We start from the raw sequence: 13,614 nt of genomic DNA, 5'->3' as shown, positions 1-13,614 counted from the left end.
TTGGGCATTGAACAGGCTATTTGGCGTATTCCACTTATTAAAAACCAACCGATTAACCAAATATAAACTAAATGAACGTGAATGCTTTAATGAAGTATGTTGCTATGAAGCGACGAACAACGCCTTTTTTGGGATCGAAGAAGAGAACCAGAGTCAATCTGTTCTGCATACCTTTTTTGATTTTGGGCTTATCCAGTCCAGAGACCGCCCGCTCCAAAACTACCGGTCACACTCCCTTTTCCGATATTTATTTTTTACGGGATGAGATTGTAGTCAAAGGAACCATAAAAGATGCTCAGGGACCACTTCCAGGTGCAACCGTTACGCTGAAATTTGCCAAAATAGGGGTACAGGCAGATAACGATGGGAAATTTAGCCTAAAGGTTCCCGCAAATGGTACCCTGGTTTTCAGTATGGTCGGATATAAGACCAAAGAAGTGGAAATTAAGGGCGAAAGTACAATAAATGTAGTGATGGAGTCCCTGAATGATCTCGATGAGGTAGCCGTAGTCGCTTTTGGTACGCAAAAGAAATCCAGCATGATCAGTGCGATTACCACCATCAACCCAAAAGACCTGAAAGTTCCATCCAGTAACCTGACCACTGCATTAGCAGGTAAACTGGCGGGAGTTATTGCCTATCAGCGCAGTGGAGAGCCTGGACAGGACAATGCATCCTTCTTTATCCGCGGAGTAACAACTTTTGGGTATAAAAAAGACCCGCTTATACTAATAGACGGAATTGAGGTTACCTCAACCGATCTGGCCAGAATGCAGCCAGATGACATTGCCAGTTTTTCCATCATGAAAGACGCTACAGCTACTTCCCTTTATGGCGCTAGGGGCGCAAATGGTGTCATCCTGATTGTGACAAAAACAGGTGAGGAAGGGAAAGCAAAAATCCAGGTCAGGTTTGAAAATTCTACATCTGAAAATACAAGAAACCTGGAGTTTGCAGATCCCATAACCTATATGAAACTTGCAAATGAGGCCGTTGTTACCCGCAATCCGTTAGGCATACTTCCATATGCCCAAAACAAGATCGATCAGACCGCATTGGGTGCCAATCCTAATATTTATCCTTCAAATGATTGGAGGACAATGTTACTTAAAAACCGTACGAATAATCAGCGTATGAATTTTAGTACCAATGGTGGCGGTAAGGTAGCCCGTTATTACATAGCAGGTACCTACAACAATGACAACGGTCTTCTTAAAGTTGATGAACGTAATAACTTTAACAGCAATATCAGCCTTAAATCCTATCAGTTACGCTCGAACATCAATATCAATATGACGAAAACCACAGAAGTCATTGTGCGTTTAGCCGGAAGTTTTGATGACTATACAGGGCCGATAGATGGTGGAAGCGGGTTGTATACCAAAATTATGAGAAGCAATCCCGTTTTGTTCCCTGCATATTATCCGGCAGGCCAAATGCCAAAAACAAACCACATTTTGTTCGGAAATTCAAGTAACGGTCTGCTGATCAATCCTTATGCAGATCTGGTGAAAGGTTACCGCGATTACTCAAGATCGCTGATGAACGCACAGTTTGAGGTGAAACAGGATCTGTCATTCATCACGCAGGGCCTTTCGGCGAGGGGCATGTTCAATACCTCCCGGTATTCTTATTTCGATGTCAGCCGGAATTACAATCCTTTTTATTATTCGGCCAGTGGTTACAATAGCCTGCAGGATACTTATGGTTTAACCCTGCTGAATGAGGGTTCGGCGACCGAATACCTGAATTACAACGAAGGTGCAAAGGATATCAATACGACAACCTACATGGAGGCTGCGGTAAATTATGTGAAGCAGATTTCGAAAGTAAATGATATAACGGCCCTACTGGTATATCAAAGAAGGCAACAGCTCTTTGCAAACAGCGGTACCCTGCAAAAATCTTTGCCGTACCGTAATCAAGGTGTGTCTGGACGTTTTACTTATGGCTATAACAGCCGTTACCTCGCCGAACTCAGCTTTGGCTATAATGGATCTGAGCGTTTTTTCAAAACCGAAAGGTATGGTTTTTTTCCAGCGATAGGGCTTGGATGGCAGGTATCCAATGAGAAATTCTGGAAACCGATCAGCACTATCGTAAGTAAACTAAGGTTAAAAGCAACCTATGGAATTGTCGGGAATGATGCTATCGGATCACCGGAAGACCGTTTCTTTTATCTTTCAGAAGTTAACTTGTCCGATGGAGGCAAGGGGGCCAGGTTTGGTGAGCAATTTGCCTATTACAGGCCGGGAATAACTGTCAATCGTTACGATAATGCTTTTATTACATGGGAAAGGGCTAAGAAATTCAATTTTGGTACAGAGCTGACCCTGTTTAACGATTTCAATTTACAGGTAGATATTTTCTCCGAAACCAGGGATAACATTTTAATGGAGCGTGCTGCTATTCCCAGTACAATGGGCCTTGCTGCTGCCATCAAAGCCAATACAGGTAAGGCAAAAGCAAATGGGGTAGATATTTCAGCCGATTATAGCAAAAACTTTAATTCTTCTTTATGGCTCCGTCTGCATGGAAACTTTACCTATGCACACAGTGAATTTTCACAGTTTGAGGAACCTCAGTACAAAGAAAGTTATCTTTCCAGGATCGGGCAGTCGCTTAATCAGAATTATGGCTTAATTGCAGAACGGTTATTTATCGATCAATATGATGTGGCCAATTCTCCAAAACAGACCTTCGGCGAATATGCAGCGGGCGATATCAAATACCGGGATGTAAATGGAGATGGTCAGATTACCAACCTCGACCGGGTACCTATCGGCCTGCCTACCGTTCCGGAGATCATTTACGGTTTTGGCTTCTCTTCAGGATATAAAAACTTTGATCTGTCGGTGTTTTTCCAGGGGTCTGCCCGTTCCTCATTCTGGATCGACACCAGGGCTACAGCACCATTTGTACCTTACAACTATCCCGGTGAATCATTGGGGGGGACACAAAATGCATTGATCAAAGCCTATGCAGACGATCATTGGTCTGAAGACAACCAGAACCTCTATGCGCTTTGGCCCCGGTTGAGCGACAGTCAGAACAATAATAACGTACAGACAAATACCTGGTTTATGCGCAACGGTTCATTTTTACGGTTGAAATCCGCTGAAGTAGGTTATTCAATCCCAAAAAAAATAATCAACAGGGTTAAGCTAAGCAATGCACGCTTTTATGTGAGCGGAACCAACTTATTGAGTCTTAGTGGTTTTAAGCTATGGGACATTGAAATGGGTGGCAACGGCTTAGGTTACCCGGTACAGAGAGTTTATAATGTGGGTATACAAATAGGGTTTTAATTATGAAAAAGACAAGCATATTTTTGGCAGCAGTTATCTTAACCTTGATACTCTCCTGCAAAAAAGATTATCTGGATATCGTTCCGGATAATATCGCAACAATAGAAAACGCATTCACCAATCGGAATGAAGCTGAAAAATACCTGTTTACCTGTTACTCTTACCTGCCCCAGGAAAGCAATGTCAGTCAGAATCCGGCAATGCTGGCCAGTGATGAGTTCTGGACTTATTGGCCTATTACCTCACTCAGCCGGCTCCCGTCTTACCCTCAGCAGATTGCCAGGGGCAATCAGTCCCTTACATCGCCTTTGCTCAATTATTGGGACGGTGAGCAGGATGGTAAAGCCATCTACAAAGCATTGCGTGACTGCAATATTTTCCTTGATAATGTAGACAAAGTGCCAGACCTGGATCCATCACAAAAAAATATATGGACAGGCGAGGTGCAGTTTTTGAAAGCTTACTATCATTTTTATTTGCTCAGGATGTATGGGCCGATTCCAATCATCGATAAAAACCTGCCCATTACCGCAACAACCGAGGAGGTAAGGATAAAACGTGAGCCGGTTGATAAGGTATTTGACTATATCGCAGGTTTAATGGATACCGCTGCTGCCAAGTTGCCTATTACCATTCAAAACCGCTCTTCTGAACTAGGTCACATTACCCGCCCGATTGCCATATCCATAAAAGCAAGGGTATTAACATTGGCCGCAAGTCCGCAGTTTAATGGAAATTCGGATTATAACGGATTAAAGAATGCAGATGGGACAGCGTTGGTAAACTCGACTTATAGCGTCGCGAAATGGAAAAAAGCTGCTGATGCCTGTAAACAGGCCATTGATCTTTGTGAGCTTGCGGGGATCCGTTTGTATAAATTCAATTCTGCATTAACCAGCATATCCGATAAGCTCAAGAAGGAGATGGATATTAGAAACAGTGTCTGTGAGCCTTGGAACCAGGAATTGATCTGGGGTTTTACAAATGGAACGGGATCGGGGATACAGCTTCAGTCCATACCAAGGCTAGATGCTGCTAGATCGGGCAATGAGAGTTTACTGGGACAACTGGCGCCGACAATACGCATGGCCGAATTGTTTTATACCAAAAACGGAGTGCCTATCGCCGAGGATAAAAATTGGAACTTTTCTGACAGATACAGTCTAAAAACTGCCTCCTCCTTAGATCGGGATTATCTGCAGGATGGCTACACCACCTCTGCATTACATTTCGACAGAGAACCCCGGTTTTACGCAGATTTGGCCTTTGACGGCTCTTTATGGTATATGCAGAATAAAACCTGGCCGGTACAGGCTAAATCAGGACAGGGGCAATCAAGGCGTGCAGCATTTGGCTATTCAATTACAGGATACTTTACCAAAAAGCTCGTAAACTGGAAGTTTGTAATACAGGATGGCCTGAGTTATACCCAGGAAGAATATCCTTGGCCTTTGATGCGTTTAGCCGATCTGTATCTGTTGTATGCCGAAGCATTGAACGAGGCAAACGGCCCTTCGGAACCGGTTTATCAATACCTCAATCTGGTTAGGGAAAGAGCCGGTCTGCAAGCCGTTCAGCTATCTTGGGATACTTATTCCAATAACCCTGGCAAATATAAAGATCAGGCAGGGCTAAGACAGATAATCCATCAGGAACGCGGAATTGAAATGGCATTCGAAGGGAGCAGGTTCTGGGATCTAAGGCGGTGGAAAGAAGCTTCAGCTACGCTCAATACCCCAGTTTATGGATGGGACATTGAGCAGACCGATGCTACTGGATATTATAGGCCAAAACTGCTCTTCAACCAGAAGTTTGTAGCGCCCCGTGATTATTTGTGGCCAATAAAAGAATACAATACGATTGTCAACCCCAATCTGGTTCAAAACCCTGGTTGGTAATTAATTATAGGATAATTTAATAATTGAATGTGATGAAAAATAATAAATGGTATGTATTGGCCACACTGTTTTGTGTGATGATATTTGGCTGCAAAGAAGATATACTGACACCTTTGGAAAAAGATACAGTAGCACCGCCTCCGATTTCAAATCCCGTTTCTGAACGCATGGCAGGCGCAGTTAAGGTTTCCTATAATCTGCCCTCAGATGCAGACCTGATGTATGTGGTGGCAGAATATACAAATAAATACGGTAAGGTAATCAGCGTTAAAGCATCTTCTTACACCAATGCCTTAACTGTTGATGGTTTCGCCGATACTGCATCTTACAGTCTTAACCTTTATGCCGTAGACAAATCCGAAAACAGGTCAGCACCGGTAACCATTAAAGTAAAAGCGCTTGAGCCGCCCATTTTCGCCGTTCGCAGAAGCCTGGCTTTGGTTACCGATTTTGGTGGCATCAATATAAGCTTTGCCAATCCTACGGAGGCCAATATTGCAGTAGTGGTAACTTATAAAGATTCTTTGGGCAATTTTGCAACAAGAGAAACCATCTATACCAAATCTAAAAACGGTCTTTTCTCCTCGAGGGGCTTTCCCTCTAAAGAAACAGTTTTCGGGGTTTATATCAGAGACAGATGGGACAACCGCACCGATACGGCAAAAGCAACCCTAACGCCGATTTTTGAAAAACAGCTCGACAAAAGCAAATTTAAGGTGCTTACCCTGCCTACAGACGCTCCGGTTGGCTGGAGCCTGCCTATCAGTAACCTGTGGAACAACGTAATATCGGCAGAGGGAAATATGTGGCATACCACAGATGTCGGTATGCCATGCCAGGTTACTTTCGATCTTGGTGTGACCGCGAAGATAAGCCGTTTTACGCTTTGGCAAAGACAGGGTATATGGATTTATAACCATGGAAATCCCAAAAGATATGAAATTTGGGGTTCGACCAATCCGGCCAGCGATGGCAGTTATACCAATTGGACCAAATTGGCATCATGTGTTTCTATTAAGCCTTCTGCTCAGCCGATCGGTTCCAACTCCAATGAGGATGTAGCCGCTGCTGCACGCGGTGAAGAGACCAATGTTCCTTTGGATGCACCTCCTGTAAGATATATCCGAATTAAGGTATTGGAAACTTGGATAGGACCAGGGGGACAGGCAGCTCACGTTTCAGAGATGACTTTTTATGGAAACGACAAATGATCTTTATTAAATTATATAGTATGAAACATATTATTGCTTATTCAGTTATTGCAGTTACCTTATTAATGGTTTCCTGCAGCAAAATGGATGATTACAAAAAATTCACCGATGGCAAAGTTATTGTCTACCCAGGTAAAGCCGATTCATTAAGGATCCAGCCGGGACGCAACAGGGCATTGGTCAGGTTCCTGCTTATATCCGATCCAAATATCGTAAAAGCGACTATATACTGGAACAACAAGGCAAATCATCAGGATGTTTCCATCACCAGGGGAAAAGGAATAGATACCATAAAAGCAATGGTGTCGCCACTTCCGGAAGGCAATTATTCATTTGAGGTGTTAACCTACGATAAAGGTGGAAATAAATCTGTCGCAGCCTTGAAGCAAGGTGCCGCTTATGGCGATGTTTTTGAGAAATCGTTGTTGAACCGTATATTGGAAAATATTGTTTATCAGCCATCCAATGGAACAACATATCTCAACTGGCGCGCTTCAGATGCAGGATCGATAGGTGCAGAAGTTACCTATACCAACATAAACGGAAAAGTAACGATTAAAAGGATATCCAAAGACGCAATACAGACGACCTTGACCGATCAAAATCCTGGTACAGATATTCAGTACCGGACTCTTTTTTTACCAGATTCCTTGGCCATTGATACATTTTATAGCGCTTCTGCATCCCGGAAAATAACAGAGTTTTATTTAAAAAACCCGGGAGCACCATTTCTTCAAAGTAAAAGAGATGGAAGGTGGGGCTTAGTTGCAGATTGGACTACCAATGCCGCCGCTAGAAACATGTCCAATGGCGCCGTAGGTGGGTGGGATTCATATAATGGGGGTGGTTTTATTGCTTTTGAGTATTGGGGTACACCCCAAATTACAAATGGAAAAATCTATCAAACTATTACACTCCCACCAGGGAAATATCGTTATGTGGTAACAGTGTCTGAAATTGCCAATCCACTAGAGGCTACTTACGCCGTTGTAAACCTGGGCCAAACACTGCCCGATGTGGCCGACATTTCACAGGCCCTGGGAAGTTTTAAATTTTTGGATAATTCGCAGAATGGAAAAGATTTTGCCGTTCCTTTCTCATTGACACAGACCCAGGAGATTACATTAGGATTTGTTTCTACCATGGTAGTCAAAAATCAGAGTAGTGTAAGGTTCAGTAAAGTGCGGTTATATAAGGACTGATTGGCTCGGAAACAATACATCCGATATCAAGAAACATCCTTTACTGTAATAAATAGAAATCCAAGCCATGTTAATGGTTTGGATTTCTGATTTGCGGGTTAGCCTGTTAGGCACAATCACTACTTTTTTCCAATACTCAATTATTTATAAATCAGTTTGTTAATGTGGTTGTTTTGTAAGTATCTGTAAATCAAAAGGGTATATTGGTAATTGTGTTCCGGTCTAATGGAGTCTGGATAACAAAGCACGTTAAATACTTTAAGCGTTTCACGATCCTTTAGAAGTCATTAAGCTGCGCTTGTTAATTGATCTCGTTTATCGGCAGTTTAAGGATTCTGCTGATTTATAGCGTTTAAAGCCAAATAACTGTCCATACCATCATCAGCCTAGTCCCATAAAAATAGAGGGCAAATCAACTCGTTTGTTTTTTAGGAAAAATTATCAGCGTTGGTTTAATGCGAAAAATCGGAAAAGTATAAAAAGAAGTCTGATTACCATAAATCCTGCAACTATTGCGCCTTTTATATTTGAAATATATTCTTTGTCTGATTTGAAGAATGTGCAACCAAATATTTTGAAGCATGGTAAAACTGTCGCCTATAACTAAAATGGATCTTTCCGGCCTAAAAAGTCTCAATATTATCCATTCCTGTAATTATCGTGTAGGAAAAGTGCAAATAAATCATCATATGCCCATGAAAAGAAAACGAACTTAATCTAAAGCTATTTGACCAGCCTTTTTATATGGGCTGAGGTAATTTGTTCAAGTCACAATAAGCAGGCAACTGAAATATCCTTGCCTGATTCTCAATAATAACAACCAACTGACCAAATATGGAAATGATGCCAAAGTCGCCAGAAAAATGGCGCCGATTATTAACACTGTTCACTTTCTGCTCAATACTTTTCGCTATCCCCTTTAGCGGAACAGCAGGTACAAATTTAAGCCGTTACAATAGTTTAAATAATATTATTGTTATTCACAAGCCACGTGTTTTCAATACCGGGCATATAAAAATTGATATTACTGTTGGCGGTAAAGTTACCGATCTTACCGGAAAAGCAATACCAGGGGCTGTGGTAAGGCACAAAGAGTCTGGAAAAGCAACTCAGACAGATTCACAGGGAAATTATTCACTAATTATCCCCGATGGTAAAGGAACGCTGGTATTTAGCTTTATAGGCTTTACAAGCAAAGAAATTGTTATTGGACAACAGACACAGATCAATGTTCAGCTCGCCGATGACAATAAAAAACTAGATGAAGTTGTTATTGTTGGTTACGGAACCCAAAAGAAAGTAAACCTTACCGGATCGGTATCTACAGTTTCTTCAAAAGACCTTGATAACAGACCCATTACCCAGGCATCCCAGGCTTTATCTGGGCTTTCCCCGGGTGTGCAGGTGCAGCAGGGTGGAGGCCGTCCGGGCAGTGACGGAGCAAGGGTAATCATTAGAGGTGTAGGGACGTTCAATGCAGGCAGCAGCCCCCTAATATTGATTGATGGAATTGCAGGGTCACTGGATGATGTGGCACCGGACAATATTGCCAGTATGACCGTACTGAAAGATGCGGCCTCTGCAGCAATTTATGGCAACAGGGCGGCAAATGGCGTAATATTGATTACCACTAAACGTGGACAAAAGGGGAAAACCATTATCAGTTATAACAACTATTTTGGCTGGGAGAAAATAACGAGTTTACCACAATTTGTCGACTCATGGACTTATGCGGAATTAACTGGTGCAAGTGCCGATGTGGTCGCAAAATATAAAAGTGGTACCGATCCGGATAACTTTCCCAACGTTTCCCATTTAAAGGATCTGTTGAATACAGGTTCTGGATTTCAGCAGTACCACAATGTTAATGTTTCTGGCGGTGAAGGCAATAATGTGTATTATCTATCAGGTAGCTATCGGGATCATAACGGGTTAACGGCAGAAACCAACAACAAAAGATACGATATACAGGCTAACATCGATACCCGTATCAAAGATAATCTGAACCTTAAAACCAGTATACTCGGTTTTTCTCAATTTCAGACACAGCCTCAGTCCAATTCCGCTGGAATAGGTGGGATTATTGGATTTTCGGTACGTGAGCCCAATACTATTGCAGGACTGAAATCAGATGGTACCTACGGCCGACAGGATTTCTTCGCCCCCGAAGCGTGGCTGGCTAGTGAAGGTTTTAATAATCTTCGTGCTAAAAACTTTTATGGTAATACCACACTTGCATGGGACATCATACCAAGTTTGAACCTAAGTGGAACTGCTGGATATCACTATTACACGAGTGTAAATACAACATATATTGCGGATATTAACATTGATAAGACGACTTATGTGGGCCCAAATAGTTTGGGGATAGGTAATACCGATGGAAATGAAGTTACCCTTAATTTACTTTTAAAATATGTTAAAAGTTTTGGCAAAAATAACTTCTCTATCTTAGGTGGTTATCAGCAAGAAGCACACCGCGATAATTTCACAAGTGCCTACCGCGACAAATTTCCGAACAATCTGTTGTATCAGCTCGACGCTGGCGCAACGACAAATATGCAAAACGCCGGATCTGCCAATGAATACGCTTTCAGGTCTTTCTTCGCCCGCTTTAACTATGATTACGGTGGTAAATATCTTTTTGAGGCCAATGTTCGCTATGACGGTTCTTCAAGATTTGCGCCTAAAAACAGATATGGGGTTTTTCCAGCGGTTTCTGCCGGCTGGAGACTTTCCGAGGAATCATTTATTAAAGATAATATTAATTGGGTTAATGAGCTGAAAATAAGAGCATCGTATGGTTCCTTGGGTAATGCCAATATTTCCAATTACCCATATCAATATAACATCAGCACCAATGTAAGGTATAATTTCGGAGGGGTAATTGCCCCTGGTGCTGCGGTGACTGCAGCTGCCAATCAGGATATCAAATGGGAAACAACAACAACTGCCAATCTTGGTCTTGATTTCACCTTGTTCAATAATGCGCTTAGTGGTACAGTGGATATTTACGACAGAACAGCTAAAGACATTTTATACCAGGTTCCGGTATCTTCTACACTTGGCTTAAGCGCACCAACGCAGAATGCGGGTTCAATTCAGAATCGAGGTGTCGAAGTAAGTTTAACCTACAATGCCAAAATAGGTCAGGTAAACTTCGGCGTATCACCAAATTTCTCATACAATAATCAAAAGGTAATCAAAATAGCGGGCGATATTCAAAACGTAATCCCCAATTTCTTTCTAGGCCAACCATTAAACCCGATTTACGGCTTCGTGGCCGATGGTCTTTTTGTTGATGCTGCGGATGTTGCAAGTTACCCAACACAACCAAATGGTGGTGTCCCTGGTAACATCAGATTTAAGGACATCAGCGGACCAAACGGGGTTCCGGATGGAAAGGTAGATGCCACTTATGACAGGCAGATTTTAGGAAATACCAATCCAAAAACTTCTTACGGACTAAACTTAACTGCTGCATACAAAGGGTTTGATTTTTCAGCTTTATTTTCCGGACTTGGAGGATATACGGTGCAGATGGGATCTTATCAGGCCTACGCATTATATAACGGTGGGAATGTTCAGCAATGGCAATATGAAAATGCATGGACCACACAAAATCCTGACAGAAATGCACTTTATCCACGCATTACCAATCTGAGCCAGGGTAGTGCCAATGTTCAGAGAAACTCTTACTGGAATAGATCAGGAACATTTCTGAGATTGAAAAACGTCCAGATCGGGTATACCTTGCCATCTAATCTGACTAAAAAAATCAGTTTGGATAAGGTTAGGCTATTTGTCGGTGGTCAAAATCTTTTCACATTAAATGATTTTTACGAAGGATGGGATCCAGAAAACGGCCAGGGTTCGGGAGACAACCCAAACTTCTATCCACTCTCTGCCATCTATACCTTTGGTATAAATGTGAAATTGTAATCTAATGTAGTTAGGATCATTAAATAAAACAAAATGAAAAATTATATATATAAATTAACAGTTGTGGTGGGATGTACCTTCCTGAGTGTGGTTGCAGGATGTAAAAAAGACCTTTTAGATACCCAGCCGCTTTCATCAATTTCAGATGCCACTTTCTGGAAAACAGCTGGTGATGCAACACTTGCTTTGAATGGGGTCTATGACAGTGGGGCAGGTTTTACCGGTTATAATTTCTGGGCGGCAACATCAATGGTTAACCTTGACCTGATGGCTGGTAATGGATCCGAAAAGGAGTCTATTCCTGATAATTTCACCAATGGTACATTAAATTCTACCTATAGCTTTGTGGGATCGTATTATTCCCAGGCCTATTCACAGATTGGAAGGTGCAATAATTTTTTAGCCAATATTGGTCTGGTGAGTATGGATGCGGCGCAAAAAGCAGTAATGATAGGTGAGGTAAAAACGATTAGGGCATACAACTACTTCAATCTCGCTTTATATTTCGGCGATGTTCCTCTTGTACAAAAACTGTTGACGGTAGATGAGGCAAACTCTGTATCCCGCACTCCTAAAGCAGAGGTTTGGGCATTTTGCGAAAGTGAGCTTAAGGCTGCGGCCGCTGCACTTCCTGTTTCTGTAAGTGCAGACCGTCTTGGTCACATGACTGCTGCATCGGCACTGGCCATTCTTGGCCGGTTGCAGCTTGCTCAGAAAAAGTGGGCAGAGGCAGCGACTACTTATAAAACCATCATCGATTATAATTATTATGCTATCGATCCCAGATACCGTGAACTTTTCTTAAATGCAGGGGAAACCAGTCGTGAGATCATCATGTCAATGCAGTACATTAGGGATACTTACAACCATGCCTTGTTGCAATACCTTACACCCGAAACATGGGGCGGGTGGCACCAATACTCACCATTTAATGAACTGGTTGAAGCATATGAGTGTAAGGACGGGAAAACGATAGCAGAATCTCCTTTATTTGATAAAAACAATCCATATAACAACCGCGATCCAAGAATGGATTTCAACATCATGATCTCCGACCGTACGAGTTTTCGCGGAAAAGTTTACTCTGCAAAGCCCGGGACAACGCTTCCCGACCGCTTGAACCAGTACCCTGGTGTCTGGAGCGGATATGCTATCTATAAATTCCTCGAGGATGATCCTGCTGTAGCAACAACCAATAATACGGGAAACAACTTTCCTTTGATCAGGTATGCAGAAGTATTGCTTGGCTATTTAGAGGCAAAGCTAGAGTCTGGCAGTGGTGTAGATCAGGTGTTATTGGATGCAACAATAAATAAAGTAAGGGGAAGGGCAGCTGTGGCAATGCCAGCAATAACCACCTTAGATCCAACAGCACTCAGAACAATCCTACGCAGAGAACGCCGTGTAGAATTTGCGTTTGAAGGGATCAGGTATTTTGATTGTTTGAGATGGGGGATCATCGGCTCAGAGAACAATCAGCAGTTTACCGGTATGAAACTTACCAACGACCCTGCCAATTATAAAGATTATCCCGTAAACGCAAATGGATACTATATTTTCAAAAAGCGCAGTTTTGTCGTTGGTAAAAATGAGCTCTGGCCAATTCCACAGTCAGAAAGGGATCTAAATAAAAATTTAACCCAAAATCCGGGCTATTGATATTTTGATGTAGTCAATTAAGATACTTTTGGTTAGTATGATGAGCGTCATTCCTAAGGGAATGGCGTTTTTATTTGAGTACTATTCAATAGTGCAAACATCCTCCTTCTAACACTAATTTAAGAAGGTTACGCCTTTTCACTTCTTGCGGGTAAAGAGGTCTATACGATACCTCATCTGGTCTTAGCGTGTCCAATGCTATTAAGTTAAGGTTTTTTGGATTTTGAGATAGTTTTTTTTAGTATATTTATATACAATCAAAAAAGGTACATGAGTTTAATTTCCAGCAATATTTCCAAGGAGAAACATATCGTTTCTCCTAAAAAAAACATGTGATTTTATTCAAAAAAATCCGACCCCTGGGAAGTATATTACCAAAGCAAAGTTTTTCATC

The 13,614-nt window shown here is 42.0% G+C and carries 6 protein-coding genes; all 6 read left to right on the top strand.

What is annotated here, in order from left to right:
• Positions 1–104 precede the first annotated feature (104 nt).
• The 6 genes from LQ201_RS25305 (at position 105) to LQ201_RS25280 (ending at position 13,220) form a co-directional block, all read left to right on the top strand.
• Positions 105–3,308, top strand: a complete 3,204-nt coding sequence (locus tag LQ201_RS25305; protein ID WP_230146715.1) for a TonB-dependent receptor — start codon at positions 105–107, stop codon at positions 3,306–3,308.
• 2 nt (positions 3,309–3,310) lie between these two features.
• Entirely contained in the window at positions 3,311–5,206 is a 1,896-nt protein-coding gene (locus tag LQ201_RS25300; protein ID WP_230146459.1) for a RagB/SusD family nutrient uptake outer membrane protein, read from the top strand.
• A 32-nt stretch (positions 5,207–5,238) separates the two neighbouring features.
• Entirely contained in the window at positions 5,239–6,417 is a 1,179-nt protein-coding gene (locus tag LQ201_RS25295) for a DUF5000 domain-containing lipoprotein (protein ID WP_230146458.1), read from the top strand.
• Between the two features lie 20 nt (positions 6,418–6,437).
• The gene (locus tag LQ201_RS25290) at positions 6,438–7,619 is read left to right on the top strand and encodes a DUF4998 domain-containing protein (RefSeq protein WP_230146457.1); all 1,182 of its coding nucleotides are present in this window, start codon (positions 6,438–6,440) and stop codon (positions 7,617–7,619) included.
• 834 nt (positions 7,620–8,453) lie between these two features.
• On the top strand, positions 8,454–11,561 hold the full coding sequence (locus tag LQ201_RS25285; RefSeq protein ID WP_230146456.1) for a TonB-dependent receptor: 3,108 nt from the start codon (positions 8,454–8,456) through the stop codon (positions 11,559–11,561).
• A gap of 33 nt (positions 11,562–11,594) precedes the next feature.
• A complete protein-coding gene (locus LQ201_RS25280) occupies positions 11,595–13,220 on the top strand; it encodes a RagB/SusD family nutrient uptake outer membrane protein (RefSeq protein ID WP_230146455.1) in 1,626 nt (541 codons plus the stop codon).
• The last annotated feature ends 394 nt before the right edge of the window (positions 13,221–13,614 follow it).

Origin of the sequence: Pedobacter sp. Bi126 (genome assembly GCF_918698245.1) — a bacterium.
Taxonomy (GTDB): domain Bacteria; phylum Bacteroidota; class Bacteroidia; order Sphingobacteriales; family Sphingobacteriaceae; genus Pedobacter.
This window is presented reverse-complemented; position numbering and strand designations above follow the sequence as displayed.

Excerpts from the sequence above, each read along its gene's own strand:
- LQ201_RS25295 (WP_230146458.1), top strand. The coding sequence starts at position 5,239 with ATGAAAAATAATAAATGGTATGTATTGGCCACACTGTTTTGTGTGATG.
- LQ201_RS25280 (WP_230146455.1), top strand. The coding sequence starts at position 11,595 with ATGAAAAATTATATATATAAATTAACAGTTGTGGTGGGATGTACCTTC.
- LQ201_RS25300 (WP_230146459.1), top strand. The coding sequence starts at position 3,311 with ATGAAAAAGACAAGCATATTTTTGGCAGCAGTTATCTTAACCTTGATA.
- LQ201_RS25290 (WP_230146457.1), top strand. The coding sequence starts at position 6,438 with ATGAAACATATTATTGCTTATTCAGTTATTGCAGTTACCTTATTAATG.
- LQ201_RS25305 (WP_230146715.1), top strand. The coding sequence starts at position 105 with ATGAAGCGACGAACAACGCCTTTTTTGGGATCGAAGAAGAGAACCAGA.
- LQ201_RS25285 (WP_230146456.1), top strand. The coding sequence starts at position 8,454 with ATGGAAATGATGCCAAAGTCGCCAGAAAAATGGCGCCGATTATTAACA.